Source organism: Klebsiella sp. Sb-30 (assembly GCF_057652795.1).
On sequence record NZ_CM172749.1, the window covers coordinates 3,392,772 to 3,410,961 of the forward strand.

Genomic DNA, 18,190 nt, shown 5'->3' on the forward strand with positions numbered 1-18,190 from the left:
CACCCCTTAAATTGAAAATGTATTGAATGCCTGAAATTTACCGCTCAGGGTTTTGGCTTCCGGGAACGCCAGGTCCCCGCGTTTGCTGGTCGACAGCCCCAGCGCCACCAGCGACTCCACCATCTTTACCGCTGCGCTGACGCCATCAATGACCGGCGCCTGCAGTTCGCGGGTCAGCTCCTGGGCCAGGGTCGCCATTCCGCCGCAGCCCAGCACGATGGTGCCACAGCCATCCTCTTTTAATGCCTGGATACAGCGCGCGCGCACCTTCTCCTGCGCCACGCCGCTGCCGTCTTCCAGCGCCAGCACCGGCAGATCGATGGCGTGTAGCCCGGAACAGTGGTCGTAAAAGCCATACTGGTGCAGCAGATGGCGGGCGATGATCAGCGTACGCGGCAGCGTGGTCACAATGGAAAAGCGCGTGGCTACCAGCGTGGCCATATGCATCGCCGCTTCGGCAATGCCGATCACCGGCCCCTGCGCCAGTTCGCGGGCCGCCAGCAATCCCGGATCGCCGAAACAGGCGATGACGTGGCCCGAAACGCCCTGCTGGCGGCCGGCCTGAATCTGCTCCAGCACGCCGACGGCGGCGATGGCTTCATCAAAATGGCCTTCAATGGACGGCACCCCTTCCCGTGCAGAGACCGCCATAATCTCGGTCCCCGGCGCCGCCGCCATGCGGGCGGCGATCGCGATGGTGTCGGTCATCCCGGCGTTGGTGTTGGGATTAATCACTTGTATACAAATAGCGGCCATCAGGACTCCTTGTCGCCGGCAAAGAGCCGGGCAAAATCAGGCAGGCATTCACCAGCCCGCTCAAAGCAGAGGCTGGCAACAATATGTTCAAAATGGTGCGTTAACGCCGCGCTGAGGGGCGGCAGCGCTTTTTGCCGCAGCAGCTGGACAAGCTGCTGGTGATCGTCGCAGCGACAGCCCTGACGCCACGGCGCCCCCCATGCCGCAATCACTAATGAAGAGCGCTGACTCAGGCGGGTCACCATTTCGGTGAGGACCTGATTGCCGGAAATGGCCTGCAGCTGAATATGAAATTCGGCGGAAAAGCGAATCGCCGCCGGGCCATCACCGGTTTCATGCGCCTGCTGCTCCTGGCGAATAATCGCCTCCAGCGCCGCCAGGTGCGGTGGCTGGCAGCGGGCGATGACATCGGGCAGGTTCGCCACCTCCAGCAGCGCGCGGGTGCGGAAGATCTCCCGCGCCTCTTCCACCGTCGGGCTGGCGACCTGTGCACCACGTTTGGGCGCTAATGTCACCATTTGCACAGCATTGAGTCGTTGCAGCACCTTGCGGATCCCGGTCCGACTCACGCCGAACACTTCGGCCAGCGCCTCCTCCGGCAACCTGCTGCCCGGCAGGAGCTGATGTTCGACGATGGCGGTCATCAGGGCCTGATAGATGGATTCATCCTTGTCATGCGGCGCTGCCGCGGCCTGCTGACGGTTTTCATTACGCATTCACCCACTCCGGATTTTACTTTTCGATAGCCAATCGTATACATAAAATAAATTTCTTGTATACAAGATTAACGATTCTGGCCTGAATCCTGCAACAGCCTCAACCAGTAACGTAAAAGGGTTTTCATTCAGAGGAGCAGGTTTCATGCCAAACAGACAACATACCCATCAGGTTAAGGCCGCTGACTCCACCGTCGGCTACAGCCCACGGCTGTGTAATGAGGATCTGGCGCCGACGCGCGACCAGAACTGGAGCTGGTACAACATCTTTTCTTTCTGGATGTCCGACGTCCATAGCATGGGAGGCTACGTGGTCGCGGCGAGCTTCTTCACGCTCGGGCTGGCCAGCTGGCAGGTCCTTCTCTGCCTGCTGGTGGGAATTTGTATCGTCCAGCTGTGCGCCAACCTGGTAGCGAAGCCGAGCCAGATGGCGGGGGTGCCCTATGCGGTCATCTGTCGTCAGGCATTTGGCGTCTTTGGCGCCAATATCCCGGCGGTGATCCGCGGTCTTATCGCCTTCGCCTGGTACGGCATTCAGACCTATCTGGCGGCCAACGCGCTGATGCTGGTGCTGCTCAAGTTCTGGCCTTCGCTGGCGACATTAACCGCAGCCTCCTTCCTTGGCCTGTCGCACCTCGGATGGCTCTGTTTCGCCACCATGTGGCTACTGCAGGCGATGGTTTTCTGGCACGGGATGAGCGCCATTAAGCGCTTTATTGATATTGCCGGGCCGGCGGTCTACGTGGTGATGCTGGCGCTGGCGGGCTGGATTGTATACAAAACCGGCTTTGACGGTATTTCCTTTACCCTGGCCAGCAAATCGCTGACCGCCGGCGAGCAGACCTGGCAGATGATCACCGCCACCGCGCTGGTGGTCTCCTACTTCTCCGGCCCGCTGCTGAACTTCGGCGACTTCTCGCGCTACGGCAAAAGCATGGGTGAAATCCGCCGCGGTAATCGCTGGGGTTTGCCGTTTAACTTCCTGCTGTTTTCGATCGTTACCGTGGTGATTGTCTCCGGCACCCAGTCGCTGTTCGGCCGGATGATCACCGACCCGATTGAAACCGTCAGCCGCGTGGGGAACGACCTGGCGGTCGCCATTGGTCTGCTGACGATGATTACGGCCACCATCGGTATCAATATTGTCGCCAACTTTGTCTCACCGGCGTTTGACTTCTCCAACTGCTCGCCGCAGAAAATCAGCTTCCGTACCGGCGGCATGATCGCCGCGGTCGGCTCCATTGTGCTCACGCCGTGGAACCTGTTTAACTCACCGGAGCTGATTCACTATACGCTGGATGTTCTGGGCGCCTTTATCGGCCCGCTGTTTGGTATTCTGATTGTCGACTTCTACCTGATTAAGCGCGGCCAGGTGTCCGTCGACGACTTGTTTGATGCCACGCCGCAGGGTCAGTACTGGTATCGCAACGGCTTTAACCCGAAAGCCATTGCGGCGTTGATCCCATCGGTGGCGATCGGTCTGGTGATTAGCTTTATTCCGGCCCTGCATGAAGTGGCGAACTTTAGCTGGTTTATCGGCGTCTTCCTGAGCGGCGCGGCCTATCGCTGGATCGCCCGCGACGATCGCGCCCCCGCCGCATCGCGCTTGACCTCCCGCCCGCTTACCCAGAAAGAGTAGCCCGCTCCCTTTTGCCGCGGCGCTGCGCCGCGGTATCTCCCGTCCGGCAAACTGGCATTAATTTTGCTCAATACCCCTGCCCCTGTCTGGAACAAAGAAGGTTGTCCTGATGATTGAATACCACACCGCCGTTCGCGGCGCTTTTTTCGATATCGCCCGCATCGCCGACAGCGCCGACGATATCGCTCGCCATGCGCGCTACCTTGATGATGGCGTGCTGTTTATCCAGCAGGGAAAAATTCAGGCGCTGCTGCCGTGGCAGGAGGGCGAACGGTACCTGCATCCGCAAACAGGCTATCTCGATCTGCGCGGGCAGCTGTTACTCCCCGGTTTTGTCGATGCGCACGTGCATTATCCGCAAACTGAGATGATTGGCGCCTTCGGCGAGCAGCTGCTGGAGTGGCTGACCACCTACACCTTTCCGGTGGAGAGTCAGTTTTGTGATGAAGAGTATGCCGCAGAGATCGCGCAGTTCTTTATCAACCAGCTGCTGAGCCACGGCACCACCACCGCGCTGGTGTTTTGTACCCTGCATCCCGAATCGGTCGATGCGCTGTTTACCGAAGCCCTGCGGCTGAATATGCGCCTGCTCGCCGGTAAAGTGATGATGGACCGCCACACTCCGGACTATCTGAGTGAAACGGCGGAGCAGAGCTACCGGCAGACCCGGGAGCTCATTCAGCGCTGGCACCATCAGGGCCGCCTCGGCTACGCCATCACGCCGCGTTTTGCCCCTACGTCGACGCCAGAGCTGCTGACGGCGGTTCAACGCCTGCGGGAAGAGTTCCCGGATACCTGGCTGCATACCCATTTGAGCGAAAACCTCAATGAGATTGCGTGGGTGAAAAGCCTGTGGCCGGAGCATGAGCACTATCTTGATGTGTATCACCACTACCGCTTAACCGGCGAACGCAGCGTATTTGCCCACGGAATTCATCTCGCCGATGCGGAGTGGCGATGCCTGCACGAAACCGGCTCGGCGCTCGCCTTCTGCCCGACCTCAAACCTGTTTCTCGGCAGCGGTCTGTTCCGCTTGCCCACCAGCTGGCAGCAGAAGGTGCGTATTGGCATCGGCAGCGACGTCGGCGCGGGGACGACCTTCAGTATGCTACGCACTCTGGGTGAAGCCTATAAAGTGGCACAGCTGCAAAGCTATCGTCTGCGTGCCAGCGAAGCGTTTTACCATGCTACGCTGGGAGGAGCCCGCGCGCTGTGTCTCGATGAGAGGATTGGCAACTTCCAGCCGGGAAAAGAGGCCGACTTTGTCGCCATCACGCCAGGGGTGACGCCGCTGCAGCGGCTGCGCCTCTCCCGCTGTCAGGATATTTACGAACAGCTGTTTGTCCTGATGACGCTGGGCGACGAACGCAATATTCACCAGACCTGGGTCAACGGCGAGTGCGTCTGGCAGAGAGAGGCGGAATAAGCAAGCCCGGCCAGCCGCCGGGCGTCGGTGCGCTCAGCTTCCGCGATAGGTTGACCAGCCCCCCGGGGCAATCAAGAACGGCAGATGGAAATGCTCATCCGCCTCCTCGGCAATCGCAAAATCAATCTGCGCGCACAGATACAGCGTCTCGAGGCCGCCGCGTGTGAACCAGTCGCCCGTCTCCGCCACCAGCCGGTAGCGACCGGCGGTTAGCTTGCCCGGCGCCAGCGACGCGATACGCCCCTTTTCATCCGTGATGCCGCTGGCGATAGATTGCCCTCCCCGCAGCAGATTGACCGCCACTCCCTGTGCAGGCTTACCGGTGGAAATATCCAGAATATGGGTACTTAACGTATTCATTCGCCAATGACTCCCGTTAGTCGTAATAAGGTAATTTCACGGAGCTGTGCCAGCGCGGACGCAACCTCTTGCGCCGCGTTGTGGGTCAGTCGTTGCCCCAGCGCCTGCAGTATCTCCTCCCCGCTGCGGCCCGTGGCGCGAATCAGGAATACCCGGCCAAAGCGCGCTTCGTAGCGGGCGTTCCCCTCCATTAACGCCTGGATGAGCGACGCGTCACGATCGTTGACCGCCGCCTGTTCCTGCCGCGACAGCGCGGCATGCCCGTGCCGGGCGGCGGGTTTTTCGCCAATGCGCGGATGCGCGCTCAGCGCCAGATCCAGTTCCGGTTCGCCCCACGCCAGCGACGTCTGCCGCGCTACGGCGTGCAGCGTCGCAAGGTCCGGATATGGCCGGGCCTGCACCAGCGCCGTCACCCAGCTATCAATCGCCACGCACGGTTCCAGCAGACGCGCGGCCTCGTCGGGAGGAAGTTGGTTAAAGTGAGTCAGCGGGATCATTGTCGCTCCTTGCCGCCGCCCCGCGTTGTCCGCGTGATATCGCCCGGCGCAGGGTCGTCGCCAGCCGTTGACCGCGCCGACAGGATCCAGCGCCATTGCCCATTGTCCCGGCCGTAAACTGACCGCGGTTCTTGTTTTGCAACATTATCATTCCCCTGTTTCACATCAACGTTGTCTGCACAGTGCACAAAGCAGGCCAGAGTGGCACCGCGGATCTCTCATCAGTTGCAGAGTTCAATAACCGATTGTTTATTAATGATAATTATCCTATGACACCGTTGCTTGTCCGCTCATCAGGGGGGCGCCATTCATGAAACTTTCGATTCCTTCATCACCATTAAGAAATTTTTAGTTCATAAAATGGCAGTTGCCACCCTCCAACGCACCAGATGAGTGCGAAACCTTGCCGTGCTGTCGCCGCAAGGCCGATTTTGGTGCTTTGCGCAAGCTGGTACGCAAATTGCTCACCTCCTGATGACGCAATATAAGGAGAACAGCATGAAAGCATTAGTGATTGGTGCCGGCATCGGCGGTCTGAGCGCGGCGGTGGCCTTGAAGAATGCGGGAATCACCTGCGAGGTGTTTGAGGCGGTGAAAGAGATAAAACCGGTCGGCGCGGCGATCTCCATCTGGCCAAACGGCGTGAAGTGCATGAAAAACCTCGGCATGGGCGAGATCATCGAAACCTACGGCGGCCCGATGCACTTTTTAGCCTATAAAGAGTATCAGGGCGGAGAAACCCTGACCCGGTTTAGCCTTGCCCCGCTGGTTGAACGCACCGGCGGCCGCCCCTGCCCCGTGTCACGTAGCGAACTACAAAGGGAGATGCTCGATTTTTGGGGACGCGAGGCGGTGCAGTTTGGTAAACGGGTGACCCGTGCGGAAGAAAACGCCGACGGCGTGACCGTCTGGTTTAGCGACGGGACCACGGCCCACGGTGATTTTCTGATCGCCGCCGACGGCAGCCACTCGGCGCTGCGCCCCTATGTACTTGGTCATAAGCCCGAACGCCGCTATGCGGGTTACGTCAACTGGAATGGACTGGTGGATATCGATGAGAGCATTGCCCCGGCGGATCAGTGGACCACCTTCGTTGGTGAAGGCAAGCGCGTCTCGCTGATGCCGGTGGCGCATGGCCGTTTCTATTTCTTCTTTGATGTTCCGCTGCCCGCCGGTCTGGCCGAAGATCGGCACACTTTGCGCGACGATCTCAGCCGCTACTTCAGCGGCTGGGCGCCAGCGGTACAAAAACTGATTGCCGCTCTGGATCCACAGACGACCAACCGCGTTGAAATCCATGACATTGAGCCCTTCGATACCCTGGTGCGCGGCAAGGTCGCGCTGCTCGGCGACGCCGGACACAGCACGACCCCGGACATCGGACAGGGCGGCTGCGCGGCAATGGAGGATGCGGTGGTGCTGGGCAATATTTTCCTGGAAAATCGCGAGATTGTTTCCGCGCTGCGGCAGTACGAAGCGCTGCGCTGCGCGCGCGTGCGCGACCTGATACTCAAGGCGCGCAAGCGCTGCGACATCACGCACGGGAAAGATATGGCTCTGACCCAGGCGTGGTATCAGGAGCTCAAGGAGGAGACCGGAGAGCGAATTATCAATGGCCTGTGTGAAACCATCCAGGGCGGCCCGCTGGGCTAACCTCCGCCAACGGTTTGCATCTCCTCCATCACCGCCGTCAATTTTTGAATCGCCATTTGCGCCGGGCGAGATAGCTGGCGCGATGGCGCCGTACACAGCGCCAGCGTAAGCGGCCGCAGCAGCTTATTGCGCAGCGGAACAAACGCCAGCTGGCCGCTTTTCACGTCATCCAGAACATCCAGCAGGCTCAGAACGGTCACGCCGCTGCCCTTCAGCACCAGCGATTTAATCAGCCGGATATCGTTGCAGCTGATGCTGTTGGCCGGGCTAAAATCATAATGGCGATAGAGCATGCCGACACGGTCGTGCACAATCAGCGGAGCGCCAGGGACGATATGGCGCTGCTGGCTGAGCTCCCCCAGCGAGAGCGTAGCCGCATCCGCCAGGGGATTATCCGGACGCATGACCACCCCCATTTCCAGTTCAACAAACGCCAGTACGCTCAGCCCCGCCTGGCCTTCCGGGTCAAGAATCAGGCCGAAATCAAGATCGGCCTGACGGACTTTTTCACTGACCGTATGGCTGTCGGCCACCTGCAAAACCAGCTCCAGCCAGTCCCAGGTGCCGATGATATCGGCCAGCGCCGCGGCAAAGCTCCCCTCCGCCAGCGCCTGCACCATCCCCACGCTGACCGTTCCACGCTTCAGCCCCTGCAGCTCATCAAACTTTTGCCGGGTCAGGCGAAACTCTTTTTGCCAGCGCAGCAGATTGTCATACAGCAGCTCGCCGGCGGCCGTCATCCGCAGACCTTCCGGTAGACGTTCGAACAGCGGCGTACCAAATGCCTCTTCGGCCTGCAGGATCTGGCGATTGATCGCCGAAGCCGAAATATGCAGCTTTTCAGCGGCGCGACGCAGGCTGCCGCTGCGGGCGACTTCAGCAAAATAGAGCGCAAAACGCGAAAACGGACTCATGCCTACCCTGTCCTCTTTTTTGCAACGGGTGAGTGAAATAATGCTGATGGATGTCAACACCCTAATATGACAACAATAAACTCACAACAATTAAACAAATGTATTCTGTGAGCAGGAAGGAAAATCATGAACAGAGCCGCGCCAACGCCCCCCGCCCATTGCACTTTCGATCCTGAAGACTGGCTACGCCTGGCCCGCTGCTGGCATCCGGTCGCCCGCGCCGAAGATATTGGCGCCGCGCCGGTGAAAGCAGTGTTGCTGGATGAACAGCTGGTTATCTATCGCGTTAAGGGGCAGGTCGTGGTTGCGCGCGACGTCTGCCCGCACCGCGGCGTGCCGCTGACGCTGGGCTTCCATGATGGAGAAGGGATCGTTTGTCCCTATCACGGCCTGCGCTTCGGGGAGGATGGCCTCTGCAACCGCATTCCCTCAAGCCCCGATCGTCCGGTGCCGGCAAAGCTTAATCTCACCTGCTACGCGGTCGAAGAGCGCTACGGGCTGATCTGGACCTGCCTGGCTTTCGACGCGGAAAACCCAATGCCGTTGCCCACCCTTCCCCACTGGGACGATGAGGGCTTCCAGCAGATTAACTGCCCCGGATTTGAGGTCAATGGCTTTGCCGGCCGCCAGGTCGAGGGATTTCTCGATGTTGCCCACTTCGCCTGGATCCATACCGACACCTTTGCGGATCCCGATAATCAGCTGGTTCCCGACTATATCCCGCAGGAGACCCCCTTTGGCTTCACCGCCGATTACTGGAGTTCGGTCGGCAATTACCCGGCCAGTTCTGAATTTCGGGCCCCGGACGGCTTCCAGTGGCTGCGCCATTTTGAGTTGCACCTGCCCTTCACGGCGACCCTGACCATCCATTTCCCCGGCGAGGCCCGACTGGTGATCATGAATGCCGCCTCACCGGTCTCATCGCGGGTGACCCGAATGTTTGCCCCCATTGCGCGCAATTTTGATCTGCATGTGCCGGTCGAAGAGGTACATGCCTTCAACCTGCGCGTGTTCGAAGAAGACCGTCTGATGGTGGAGACCCAGCGTCCGGAACGACTGCCGCTGGACTTAACGCTTGAGGCGCACATTCCCGCCGATCGCAGTTCAATCGCCTATCGTCGTAGCCTGAAGAAAATGGGCTTTGGTGAGTTTTTCCTGGTGTAAAGGGAGAAGAGTGATGAGTGACGTACTGAAGGTGGTTGTCGATGGCCTGTGGCGCGAGGGGGACAAAAGCCTCGCTATCAAATTGTTAGCCCAGGACGGCAGACCGCTTCCCGGCTGGCTGCCGGGGGCGCATATTGATGTTCACCTGCCCTGCGGGATAATTCGCCAGTATTCGCTTACCGGTCCCCACGCCGAAGCGGGCGCCGACGCTTATCTGATCTGCGTTAGCCGGGAGGAGGCCTCCCGCGGCGGGTCACGTTATATTCATGAGACGCTGCGCCCGGGCCAGACGCTGCTTATCTCTCCGCCGCGCAATCTGTTTGCGCTGCAGCCTGCGCGACAGGTAACGCTGCTGGCCGCCGGCATTGGCATCACGCCGCTGTATACCATGGCGCTGTATCTCGACGCGGTGGGCACGCCGTTTGAGCTGCATTATTACGTTAAATGTCGGGAAAATGCGGCTTTTGTCGGCGAAATGGCAAAAATCATCAGCCACGGCACCTGCGTGGTCCATTGTTCAGATGAAGGGCAAAGTCCACGCGCATCGTTGGCTGATACGCTGGGCGATGCGCGCGCCGACCACCATCTGTATCTCTGCGGCCCGTCGGGTTTTATGGCTACCGCCCGGCGGATTGCGGCGGAAAAAAACTGGCCCGAGGCGCAGGTTCACAGCGAAGCCTTCCAGCCGCTGAAGGTCGCCGCGGCGACCGATGGTCAGGATACGTTTACCGTCACCCTGGCGTCGTCGGGCGAGACGTGGCCGGTCCCGGGCGATAAAACCATTGCCCAGGTGCTGCAGGAACATGGCGTTGCCGTGGCGCTCTCCTGCGAAATGGGGATGTGTGGCGCCTGCCTGACCCCGCTGATGGCCGGCGAGGCCGATCATCGTGATACGGTACAGTCAGAGGCCGAGAAAGCCGCCGCCGCACAGCAGATAGCCCTGTGCTGCTCCCGCAGCCGCTCGGCCAACTTGCTGATTGATTTGTAATTTTTATCTTTCCGGAGTCTGATGATAGCGCACACCAGCCTCTCAGACGCCGGACCTGCCCTCTCCCGCGCATCACAATAAAATTTATTATAATCAGCAAGATATAAAATCATGCCATTCATTCATAATTAAGATAAAAATTATTCATTTTCTTTCTGAATCAATCATCGCCATATTTGTATGACAAATAACCCCACAGCGAACGGGCCGTGCCGATATCATGGTAACAACACTGCAAGAGAAACAGATTCAGGCGCAAAGTCTGCAGGAGCGGGGATTATTGCGGCGCGCCTTAGCGATCTGGAACGAAATAGCGCGACACGAGGACAGCGAGCTGGCGCCGATAGCCCGCCAAAAGCAGCAGGAGATCGCCGCCCTGCTGGCGCAGCAAAAAGTAGAGAAAGAGGCAGCGAAATACCACTGCCGCTCCCATGTCGACGCCGATCGGCAATGGATTATGACCCATCTGCGTAACGGCATGAAGCCGAGGGAGATTGAAGGGTTAACCCGGCGTTCCAGCGCGTTTATCTACAGTTGCAAAAAGCTGCTGGCCGGAGAATAACCCCGCGAGGCGACGATAGCTGGCCAGCTTTCTGGGTATTGCAGCGTCTACCGCCGTGTCCAGACAGGTGTTCAGGTTCCCCCGAAACACCAATCATAATATGGAGTTGTATCCGAAACTTTGCCAGCCAGTTTCTGGCTGGCTTTTTTTTCGCCGCCGGAATACAGCGATGGCGGCTTACTTTCCGGGGTGTTTTTCATTCAGCAGCCGGGCGTATCTGGCCCTGTTTTCTTCGTACAGCGCGTTAAACGCCTCCCGATTTTGGGGATCCATTTCCGCCAGCATCGCCTCATGTTTTTCCTGGCGCTGGATACGCTCCTGCACCGATTTCAAGGCCGCTTCCATCGCAATCAGCTCTCCGGAGAGCGCGCTCTCCAGCATTGAGCGATACAAATACTCGCGTGCCAGCGTCCCGAGCGCATTATTGGCCTGGTTGATGGCGTCGTGGGTTTTACTAAGGGATTCAGCAACGGCGGCCAGGATTTTATTCTCATTCATTTTTTCGTCTCCCCGACCGACAGCAATGCCAGCGTCTCTGTCAGACTACGGTGAAACATTTCGCGCTGGGTAATGGTCATCGCATCCACCTCTTTTTTCACAGCCTGGAGGCGCGCGTAATAGTCGTCCATCACCTCTTCCCGAATCGCCTGCTTACGCGCCTGCGGAATATCGTCAAAGGTATCTGCCGCAGAAGCGGTCGGCACAGGGATATCGCCATTGAGTCGTTGCCTTGCCATTATCGCTCCTGATTAGTTAGAAAAGAGACATATTGCGGAGATCGCCATCGCTGGTGTTGTAAATGGTGAAGCGTTCGATCAGTGCGATGAACGCATCTCGCGGGGGAATAGCCGTTGTTAACAATTGCCGCTGGCGTAGCGCGCACCACAGCGCCACGGAGTAGGCCTGGCAGTTGACCGATTTCGCCGGATTAAATTCGATATCGGTAAAGGCCGAATAGTTCAGCACCTGCTCTTTACAAGGCGAGTGGTACAGCGCGTTGAGATACAGCCAGTCATAGAACGCGCTTTTCGGCTCCAGCGGCCAGATAACCGGTTCACGCGCCTCGTTGGGCTGAAAGGAAAAGTGGGTTAAGCGCCCCGAAGTTTTGAGCACCTCCGCGCGTCGGGCCTCTTTTGGCGCCTTTCGCATCAGCTCGCGAAAGGGCCCGCGTACCGTTCCGCTATCGGTAAACACTTTCGAAGACTGGAACAGCGATTCCACGCTGATAAATTGTCCGCCGAGGCTACCGACGCCCATGTTAAAGGCGCTGAGCTGAACGCCCAGTGCATCCGGAGATTTACTGGATACTTCAAGAATCTTTGCTTCCGGCGACATCCGGGCGTAACCGTCATGCAGCGCGGCTATAGACTTTTGTTTCTGGCTGACCGCCAGACCCGGTGACCAGCTGAAATCCACGTTAACGATGTCAACCAGCGCCTCCCCTTCTCGGGTCGGGATAAAGACGGGACGAACGGCCATAAACTCACCTGAAAGAAAAATGTGAAGGGTCAACCACGATGTTCACCGTATAGTCGCGTAACCACGGCGGGATCTTATCCGCGGAATAAAAAATAACGTCACTAATAAACCAGACTGGGATCTCGCCAGAATATAAAATTTCGGCCTGGATATCATACGGGCGATCGCCGGAATCTTGATGATTATCACCGCAAAACATCGCCTGGAAAGCCTGATGTTTTTGCCGCTGCTCCACGCTGATGGCTCTGACAGCGGAAGACGCCGCGTTGTGGTGGCAAAAAATGGCTCGTTTGAGCAAAGCCCGATGATCGAATGAAGGTTGGGTGGGTCCGCTAATTAGCTCTTTTTTAATTTTGAAGATCACCCAGTCGCGATCGCGCAGCCCGTGGGAATATTTGTAGAGCATTTTTTTATTCACCTCACCTAACGACAGGGAAATCGCATCCCTTACCCCCTCCAGCCTCAGTTCATCATTATAGTGAAAACGGTGCCCACCCTCTTCGAGTCGTTGGCGGCTAATAATCCCAGATTTAAATATGCTTCTCAGATTTGACAGGTGGCTAAAGTGATATAACGAAGAAATATTTCTCCGCGGGGTAGAAGAAAAATCAATGACTCGTGCCCAGTTAAATTGCTGAATAGCATAGAAGGGTTTATTCACAATTAAGCGCATGAAATTATCATGGACATCGGACATATAAGCCGGTGCCAGGTGAGTTAATCCCGTTATTGCATAGCGCGTTAACATATACTCTTTAAACCCGTCAATATGCATAATAAGATTTAGCGCTTCCGCTATCGTAATACCGGGCGCAGCCTTATTTACATCGACCATTAACGAGTGCGGCGCCTTGTCATCCGTCGCTATGTCACTCAAAAGCATCCGCGGCTTCGTCACCGGCTTTACCGGGTCAACCTGCAGGGTATATGCTTTTCGTTTTTCAACGTCAACCAACGGCTCGGCCACCCGACTACCTTTTTTAGTAGGGGGCGTTTCTTTTTTCTTTATTACATTGCCGATAAAAACCAGAACTAAAAAAATGCCAATCACAGTCCACATATGAACTCCAGCACTATCATTATTCTCTTATTGTGCATTACCGCGCACGCCGTTACGCTTCACCGATAGCAAAGAGGAAGTGAGTGTTATCTTATTCGTATTTTTAGTTGTTCAGAGGCCCCACGGAACGTGCAAAGGATGGGTGAACGACGACTCACATTAATCGATTCATTCAGTTAACTCAAGGGCTAACGCTAGCCTGTACGCCGGCATGACGGGCGCGAAAATGCGGCGCGATTAGCCGACAGGGATCCGCAATCAGCATTTTTAGCCGCCAGACCATGCGTGTCGATATTATTCATCCACGTCACGGTCGCCGGTAGAATAAATGACGCCAGAAATACCCTGGCGCGATTTTCATTTATTAAGGAATAAACACCCGCCCTTTACCGCTGACCTCAATATGTACCCGGCGGCCCGGCACCCAGTCCGCCCGGCTGACGGTTTTCAGGGTCAGCGTCTGCTGCGCGATCGCCAGCGTTAAAGTCGACAAATGGCCGGAAAAATCCACGTCGAGGATGGTGGCGGCACTCTCCTCATTCTGGCAAGGCGTAATCATTAGCTGTTCCGGACGCAGCATAACCCGCCCCTGCCCGGTGATATCGTCATTATCGGTCAGCAGCGCGCCAATCGCGCACTGCGCCCGTCCGCCTTGAAGCTCGGCAGGAAGCACCAGCGCATCGCCCAGAAACAGCGCCGTGGCTTCATCGGCGGGCCGCGAATAGACCTCAAACGGGGTGCCCACCTGGGTAAAGCGCCCCTGACGCATCACCGCAACCTGGCTGGCAAACGACAGCGCTTCATTCTGATCGTGGGTCACCAGAATCGCGGCGACGCCGGCCTGGGCAAGCAGGTCTGCCGTCGCCTTTCGCGTGGTGGCACGAAGTCCGGTATCGAGGGCGGAAAAAGGTTCATCCAGCAGCATCAGCGATGGCCGCTGCGCCAGCGCCCGGGCGAGGGCCACGCGCTGCTGCTGGCCGCCGGATATTTCATGCGGCCAGTGCGTGGCCAGCTGCCCATCCAGCGACACCATCTCCATCAATGCCGCGACCCGACGGCGCTTCTCCTGCCGGGAGCAATCTAAGCCCCAGGCAATATTGTCGGCGACGTTAAGGTGCGGGAACAAGGCTCCCTCCTGCGGGACGAAACCGATGCCGCGCTGATGGGCGGGAATAAAAATCCCCTCATCAAACAGCGTTCTGCCCTGCATCACGATGCGCCCGGCATCCGGCGTTTCAAACCCGGCGAGAATACGCAGCAGCGTTGTTTTTCCGGAGCCGGACGGCCCGACGATGGCCGTGCGGCTGCCGGGGGCCACCGACAGAAAAAGGTTATCCAGCACCTGAACATCGGCAAAAGATTTTGAGATCGAGGTTAATTCCAGCATTTACAGACCTGCAATTTTTTTCGACTGGTGATAGAGCACACCGGTCAACGGTAGAGAAATCGCGATCATCAGCATCGCGTAGGGCGCCGCAGCGACATAATCTATCTCGCTGGTTAGTGCCCAAAAGCCGGTGGCCAGCGTACGGGTTCCCAGCGGTGAAAGCAGCAGCGTCGCGGTCAGTTCGTTGCTGACGCCGAGAAAGACCAGAGCGGCCCCGGCCGTCGCGCCCGGCGCGGCGAGACGCATCGTGATGCTCCACAGCGCCCGCCCCGGGCTTCTTCCCAGACTCCGCGCGACGTTTTCCAGCTCCACCGGCGCCTGGGCGATTCCCGCGCGAAGATTGATCAGCGCACGAGGCATAAACATCAGCAGGTAGGCCAGAAACAGCGTCACTTCAGTCTGATAGATGGGCCGGGCATAGTGGATAGTCACCGTAACCAGCGCCAGCGCGGTCACAATACCCGGCAGCGAACTGGTCATGTAATTGCACCCTTCAAGCAGGCGAAACAGACGATGCGGGTAGCGAATCCCCAGCCAGGCGATGGGGATACCGCAGGCGGTCGTCAGCAGCGCACCGCTGGCCCCCAGCACCAGCGTCTGGCGAAGAGAGTGCCACAGGTCGGCGTTCATCCAGTTCTCGAGGCCCCCCAACCACAGCCAGCGACACAGCACCAGCAGCGGTACCCCTAGCGCCAGCAGCACCAGCGCACACAGCAGCGACTGTGCAGCGAGGGTCGCCATCACATTCATGCGTTTGCGTTTCTGCTCCCGCGCGGCCCCGGCGCCAATACGGGCATAGCGCGCTTTCCCCCGGGTGGCGCTCTCCAGCAGCAGGAACGCCAGGCAGCACAGCGCCAGCACGCCGGCCAGCATATTGGCCGCCGGACCGCTGAACGTGGACTGGAACTGGTCATAGATCGCGGTCGTAAAGGTATCGAAACGGATCATCGCATACAGGCCGTATTCCGCCAGCAGGTGCAGCGCCACCAGCAGCGCGCCGCCGCAAATGGCCAGCTTCAGCTGCGGTAACACCACGCGGAAAAAAACCTTCCACGGCGGCGTGCCCAGCGAGGCGGCAACGTCTTCCAGCGTCGGATCCAGGCGGCGAAGCACCGCCGCGACCGGCATATAGATGAAGGGATAGTAGGCAAGCACCGAGAGGAACACGCCGGAGGAGAGGCCGTGCATCGATGGCACCGCGCTGACCCAGGCATAGCTCTGAACAAACGCCGGAATCGCCAGCGGGGCAACCGCCAGCGCCGACCAGACCTGCCGCCCTGCCAGGGTCGTGCGTTCAGTCAGCCACGCGACCGTCACGCCGAGCGCAATGCACGCCGGGACGGTCAGGGCGCTGAGCCACAGCGTATTGCTGAGCAACTCCCCGACGCGCGGACGGAACACCAGCGCCTTAATGGTCTCCCATCCGGTATCAATCCCCACGGCAACGACAAAACCCGGCGGGAGGAGTGCTAATAATGAAAACAGTACCGCTAATGCAACCATCGGAAATGCAGGACGCCTGCGCTCAGGCAGGCGTCGTACTTTTTTTCCGAGTGTAATACTCAGACCAGACATAAGGTATTCACTTCACCGGAGGGATCACAGCAGGCCAGCTTGCGTCATCAGTTCGATAACTTTTTTGCTGTTCAGCGAAGAAGGCTCTACTTTCGGCGCATCCAGTTCTTTCAGCGGCGTCAGTTTCGGGTTAGAGGCGGCATCGACACCTACGGCATATTCAAAGGCATTATTGGTTCTCAGCTCATCCTGACCCTGCTTACCGGTGATCCACTTGATGAAGGCCTGCGCCTGCTCTTTATGTTTGCTGGAGGCCAGCACGCCGCCGCCGGAGATACTCACGAAAGCACCCGGATCCTGATGTTTGAAATAATACAGTTTGGTGTTTTTGCTGTTTTCACCGGTTTTGGCCTGATCGACAAAGCGATAGTAGTGGTAAATCACCCCGCCATCAATTTGCCCGGCATTGACGGCCTTCATCACGGTGCTGTTGCCTTTATAGGCCACGAAGTTGGTTTTCATCGCTTTGAGCCAGTCCAGCGTCGCTTGCTCGCCCTTCAGTGCCAGCATCGCGCTGACAATGGCCTGGAAATCAGCACCCGATGGCGATGCGGCCCAGCGCCCTTTCCATTCCGGTTTCGCCAGATCCATCAGAGAATGCGGCAGCTGAGCTTCGCTGATTTTTTCCGGGTTATAGACAAAAACGGTGCTACGCGCCGCGATGCCGATCCAGCGGCCGTGATCAGGGCGAAATTCCGGCGCCACCTGACTTAAGGTGTCGGCGTTCAGCGGCGCGAATAATTTTGCATTGTCGACCAGGACCATTGACGGGGAGTTTTCCGTCAGGAAAACGTCAGCCGGCGAAGCCGCGCCTTCCTGCACCAGCTGATTTCCCAGCTCGCTATCACCGCCGTTACGCAGAGTCACTTTAATACCGGTTTCTTTGGTAAAGCCATCCACCCACGACTTGACCAGATTTTCATGCTGCGCGTTATAGACAACAATGCCTTCACCGCTTTCGGCCGCCAGGACCTGAGGAGCAAGAAACACAGAAGCAGCGACGAGCGCGGCGGAGCAATAAGACGACAGGCGAAAATTCATGTGCTAATCCTTAGTATTAATGGATAAATGGCCGCCGATAGCCTGGCCGGAAAGGATTAAAACACAGAGAAATGGGAATGATAATGAAAACAATTCCCATAAAATAAAAACAGTTAAAAATATTGCCCCGCATCGCTTTCTTATCTGAAAATGCTTTATTTAAAACAAGATAAAATAAAAGATTAAAACAACCTTAAGATGCGATCGTTTTTCGCGGAAAATATTAAAAATATGATCCAGATTGCATTTATGCCGCGAACAAAAATCCTACACCATCAGCTCACCGGACGCCAGCGAGCGCGAATATGCGCCACAATAGCAGCGGGTCTGCCCGCTGACGGCACGTTCAATCCTCCGCACACCCACCGCGCGCTGTGGGTGAAATGGTCGGTATTTTGTTCCCCCACAAGGTTGGTATTTACAGTGGGATAATTCGGCCTACAATAATGGGTCTTTGCCACGAGGTTTAAGATGAATATTTATCAGGCGCAACCCAAGGATGTGGATAAAATCCTGCCGCTGTTTCTTGCATATCGCGAATTTTATGATGTCGGGGCCCAGCGTGAGCAGGCGCGTGATTTTATTCTGCAACGCTTACAGCTTAATGAATCGACTATTTTCTTTGCTCAAATTGCCGACAAAGTCGTGGGATTTACGCAACTGTATCCGCTGTTCTGCTCATTAGAAATGAAGCGTATCTGGTTACTGTATGACTTGTTTGTTGATCCTTCGTCCCGTAAACAGGGGGTTGCTGAAGCGCTTATCGCCCGCGCCGGGCAGTTAGCCAAAGAGTCCGACTCGGCTTTTATTATGCTCAGTACCGCAACGGATAATACGCGAGCACAAGCGCTGTATGAGAAAAATGGCTTCGTACGCGACACGGATTTCTACGTCTATAATAAGCTGCTAACTAAATAACCGCTCTCGCCGCTGCGATAATAGATCGGGATTGCGCACCCTGCACGCAGCCAGC

Annotated in this window: 19 protein-coding genes; 7 read left to right on the forward strand and 12 right to left on the reverse strand. The window is 57.4% G+C overall.

Annotation, left to right across the window (positions count from 1 at the left end; all coding sequences use genetic code 11):
* Positions 1-6: 6 nt before the first annotated feature.
* Complete coding sequence (gene hpxA, locus AC236I_RS15905) at positions 7-756, reverse strand: allantoin racemase (protein WP_487608545.1); 750 nt, start codon at positions 754-756, stop codon at positions 7-9.
* Positions 756-1,472 (reverse strand): GntR family transcriptional regulator, encoded by a 717-nt coding sequence (locus tag AC236I_RS15910; protein ID WP_015584690.1) that lies wholly within the window; start codon positions 1,470-1,472, stop codon positions 756-758. The genes hpxA and AC236I_RS15910 overlap by 1 nt, the downstream gene beginning before the upstream one ends.
* A 145-nt stretch (positions 1,473-1,617) precedes the next feature.
* Here AC236I_RS15910 and AC236I_RS15915 point away from each other — a divergent pair, with 145 nt between their 5' ends.
* Together AC236I_RS15915 and guaD are read left to right on the forward strand one after the other, a co-directional pair.
* Positions 1,618-3,111, forward strand: a complete 1,494-nt coding sequence (locus AC236I_RS15915; RefSeq protein WP_004860313.1) for an NCS1 family nucleobase:cation symporter-1 — start codon at positions 1,618-1,620, stop codon at positions 3,109-3,111.
* A gap of 109 nt (positions 3,112-3,220) precedes the next feature.
* On the forward strand, positions 3,221-4,537 hold the full coding sequence (guaD, locus tag AC236I_RS15920) for a guanine deaminase (protein WP_004860311.1): 1,317 nt from the start codon (positions 3,221-3,223) through the stop codon (positions 4,535-4,537).
* A 33-nt stretch (positions 4,538-4,570) separates the two neighbouring features.
* Here guaD and uraH read toward each other — a convergent pair whose 3' ends face one another.
* Positions 4,571-4,897 (reverse strand): hydroxyisourate hydrolase, encoded by a 327-nt coding sequence (uraH, locus tag AC236I_RS15925; protein WP_004860309.1) that lies wholly within the window; start codon positions 4,895-4,897, stop codon positions 4,571-4,573.
* Complete coding sequence (gene uraD / locus AC236I_RS15930; RefSeq protein WP_192226175.1) at positions 4,894-5,394, reverse strand: 2-oxo-4-hydroxy-4-carboxy-5-ureidoimidazoline decarboxylase; 501 nt, start codon at positions 5,392-5,394, stop codon at positions 4,894-4,896. The genes uraH and uraD overlap by 4 nt, the downstream gene beginning before the upstream one ends.
* Positions 5,395-5,892: 498 nt before the next feature.
* On the opposite strand from uraD, the gene hpxO reads away from it, so the two are divergent.
* Positions 5,893-7,047 carry an FAD-dependent urate hydroxylase HpxO gene (gene hpxO / locus AC236I_RS15935; RefSeq protein WP_004860305.1) on the forward strand — a complete coding sequence of 385 codons (1,155 nt, stop codon included), beginning with the start codon at positions 5,893-5,895 and terminating at the stop codon, positions 7,045-7,047.
* On the opposite strand, the gene hpxR is transcribed toward hpxO, so the two are convergent.
* The gene (hpxR, locus tag AC236I_RS15940; protein WP_004860304.1) at positions 7,044-7,961 is read right to left on the reverse strand and encodes a LysR family hpxDE operon transcriptional regulator HpxR; all 918 of its coding nucleotides are present in this window, start codon (positions 7,959-7,961) and stop codon (positions 7,044-7,046) included. The two genes, hpxO and hpxR, sit on opposite strands and share 4 nt — an antisense overlap.
* Before the next feature lie 126 nt (positions 7,962-8,087).
* Here hpxR and hpxD point away from each other — a divergent pair, with 126 nt between their 5' ends.
* The 3 genes from hpxD (at position 8,088) to AC236I_RS15955 (ending at position 10,675) form a co-directional block, all read left to right on the forward strand.
* Positions 8,088-9,125, forward strand: a complete 1,038-nt coding sequence (gene hpxD / locus AC236I_RS15945; RefSeq protein ID WP_004860301.1) for a molybdenum cofactor-independent xanthine hydroxylase subunit HpxD — start codon at positions 8,088-8,090, stop codon at positions 9,123-9,125.
* Positions 9,126-9,138: 13 nt separating this feature from the next.
* The gene (locus tag AC236I_RS15950) at positions 9,139-10,113 is read left to right on the forward strand and encodes a PDR/VanB family oxidoreductase (protein WP_487608546.1); all 975 of its coding nucleotides are present in this window, start codon (positions 9,139-9,141) and stop codon (positions 10,111-10,113) included.
* A 220-nt stretch (positions 10,114-10,333) separates the two neighbouring features.
* Positions 10,334-10,675 (forward strand): hypothetical protein, encoded by a 342-nt coding sequence (locus tag AC236I_RS15955; RefSeq protein ID WP_487608547.1) that lies wholly within the window; start codon positions 10,334-10,336, stop codon positions 10,673-10,675.
* Positions 10,676-10,852: 177 nt separating this feature from the next.
* On the opposite strand, the gene AC236I_RS15960 is transcribed toward AC236I_RS15955, so the two are convergent.
* The 7 genes from AC236I_RS15960 to AC236I_RS15990 all read right to left on the reverse strand — a co-directional run bounded on the left by AC236I_RS15960 (position 10,853) and on the right by AC236I_RS15990 (position 17,217).
* Positions 10,853-11,173, reverse strand: coding sequence for a hypothetical protein (locus AC236I_RS15960; protein ID WP_048023096.1), 321 nt, complete (start codon positions 11,171-11,173; stop codon positions 10,853-10,855).
* The gene (locus AC236I_RS15965) at positions 11,170-11,412 is read right to left on the reverse strand and encodes a hypothetical protein (RefSeq protein ID WP_015584697.1); all 243 of its coding nucleotides are present in this window, start codon (positions 11,410-11,412) and stop codon (positions 11,170-11,172) included. Before AC236I_RS15965 ends, AC236I_RS15960 begins: the two co-directional genes overlap by 4 nt.
* Positions 11,413-11,428: 16 nt before the next feature.
* The gene (locus AC236I_RS15970; protein WP_487608548.1) at positions 11,429-12,154 is read right to left on the reverse strand and encodes a DarT1-associated NADAR antitoxin family protein; all 726 of its coding nucleotides are present in this window, start codon (positions 12,152-12,154) and stop codon (positions 11,429-11,431) included.
* 4 nt (positions 12,155-12,158) lie between these two features.
* Entirely contained in the window at positions 12,159-13,214 is a 1,056-nt protein-coding gene (locus tag AC236I_RS15975; RefSeq protein WP_044023549.1) for a DarT ssDNA thymidine ADP-ribosyltransferase family protein, read from the reverse strand.
* Positions 13,215-13,578: 364 nt separating this feature from the next.
* Positions 13,579-14,601: an ABC transporter ATP-binding protein gene (locus tag AC236I_RS15980; RefSeq protein WP_099843161.1), complete on the reverse strand. Its 1,023-nt coding sequence runs from the start codon at positions 14,599-14,601 to the stop codon at positions 13,579-13,581.
* The gene (locus tag AC236I_RS15985) at positions 14,602-16,176 is read right to left on the reverse strand and encodes an ABC transporter permease (protein ID WP_180278877.1); all 1,575 of its coding nucleotides are present in this window, start codon (positions 16,174-16,176) and stop codon (positions 14,602-14,604) included. It abuts the gene before it with no gap.
* Between the two features lie 24 nt (positions 16,177-16,200).
* Positions 16,201-17,217, reverse strand: a complete 1,017-nt coding sequence (locus AC236I_RS15990; RefSeq protein ID WP_327204215.1) for an iron ABC transporter substrate-binding protein — start codon at positions 17,215-17,217, stop codon at positions 16,201-16,203.
* 471 nt (positions 17,218-17,688) lie between these two features.
* Here AC236I_RS15990 and AC236I_RS15995 point away from each other — a divergent pair, with 471 nt between their 5' ends.
* A complete protein-coding gene (locus AC236I_RS15995) occupies positions 17,689-18,135 on the forward strand; it encodes a GNAT family N-acetyltransferase (protein ID WP_134936764.1) in 447 nt (148 codons plus the stop codon).
* Positions 18,136-18,190 lie beyond the last annotated feature (55 nt).

Excerpts from the sequence above, each read along its gene's own strand:
- hpxA (WP_487608545.1), bottom strand. The coding sequence starts at position 756 with ATGGCCGCTATTTGTATACAAGTGATTAATCCCAACACCAACGCCGGG.
- AC236I_RS15910 (WP_015584690.1), bottom strand. The coding sequence starts at position 1,472 with ATGCGTAATGAAAACCGTCAGCAGGCCGCGGCAGCGCCGCATGACAAG.
- AC236I_RS15915 (WP_004860313.1), top strand. The coding sequence starts at position 1,618 with ATGCCAAACAGACAACATACCCATCAGGTTAAGGCCGCTGACTCCACC.
- guaD (WP_004860311.1), top strand. The coding sequence starts at position 3,221 with ATGATTGAATACCACACCGCCGTTCGCGGCGCTTTTTTCGATATCGCC.
- uraH (WP_004860309.1), bottom strand. The coding sequence starts at position 4,897 with ATGAATACGTTAAGTACCCATATTCTGGATATTTCCACCGGTAAGCCT.
- uraD (WP_192226175.1), bottom strand. The coding sequence starts at position 5,394 with ATGATCCCGCTGACTCACTTTAACCAACTTCCTCCCGACGAGGCCGCG.
- hpxO (WP_004860305.1), top strand. The coding sequence starts at position 5,893 with ATGAAAGCATTAGTGATTGGTGCCGGCATCGGCGGTCTGAGCGCGGCG.
- hpxR (WP_004860304.1), bottom strand. The coding sequence starts at position 7,961 with ATGAGTCCGTTTTCGCGTTTTGCGCTCTATTTTGCTGAAGTCGCCCGC.
- hpxD (WP_004860301.1), top strand. The coding sequence starts at position 8,088 with ATGAACAGAGCCGCGCCAACGCCCCCCGCCCATTGCACTTTCGATCCT.
- AC236I_RS15950 (WP_487608546.1), top strand. The coding sequence starts at position 9,139 with ATGAGTGACGTACTGAAGGTGGTTGTCGATGGCCTGTGGCGCGAGGGG.
- AC236I_RS15955 (WP_487608547.1), top strand. The coding sequence starts at position 10,334 with ATGGTAACAACACTGCAAGAGAAACAGATTCAGGCGCAAAGTCTGCAG.
- AC236I_RS15960 (WP_048023096.1), bottom strand. The coding sequence starts at position 11,173 with ATGAATGAGAATAAAATCCTGGCCGCCGTTGCTGAATCCCTTAGTAAA.
- AC236I_RS15965 (WP_015584697.1), bottom strand. The coding sequence starts at position 11,412 with ATGGCAAGGCAACGACTCAATGGCGATATCCCTGTGCCGACCGCTTCT.
- AC236I_RS15970 (WP_487608548.1), bottom strand. The coding sequence starts at position 12,154 with ATGGCCGTTCGTCCCGTCTTTATCCCGACCCGAGAAGGGGAGGCGCTG.
- AC236I_RS15975 (WP_044023549.1), bottom strand. The coding sequence starts at position 13,214 with ATGTGGACTGTGATTGGCATTTTTTTAGTTCTGGTTTTTATCGGCAAT.
- AC236I_RS15980 (WP_099843161.1), bottom strand. The coding sequence starts at position 14,601 with ATGCTGGAATTAACCTCGATCTCAAAATCTTTTGCCGATGTTCAGGTG.
- AC236I_RS15985 (WP_180278877.1), bottom strand. The coding sequence starts at position 16,176 with ATGTCTGGTCTGAGTATTACACTCGGAAAAAAAGTACGACGCCTGCCT.
- AC236I_RS15990 (WP_327204215.1), bottom strand. The coding sequence starts at position 17,217 with ATGAATTTTCGCCTGTCGTCTTATTGCTCCGCCGCGCTCGTCGCTGCT.
- AC236I_RS15995 (WP_134936764.1), top strand. The coding sequence starts at position 17,689 with ATGAATATTTATCAGGCGCAACCCAAGGATGTGGATAAAATCCTGCCG.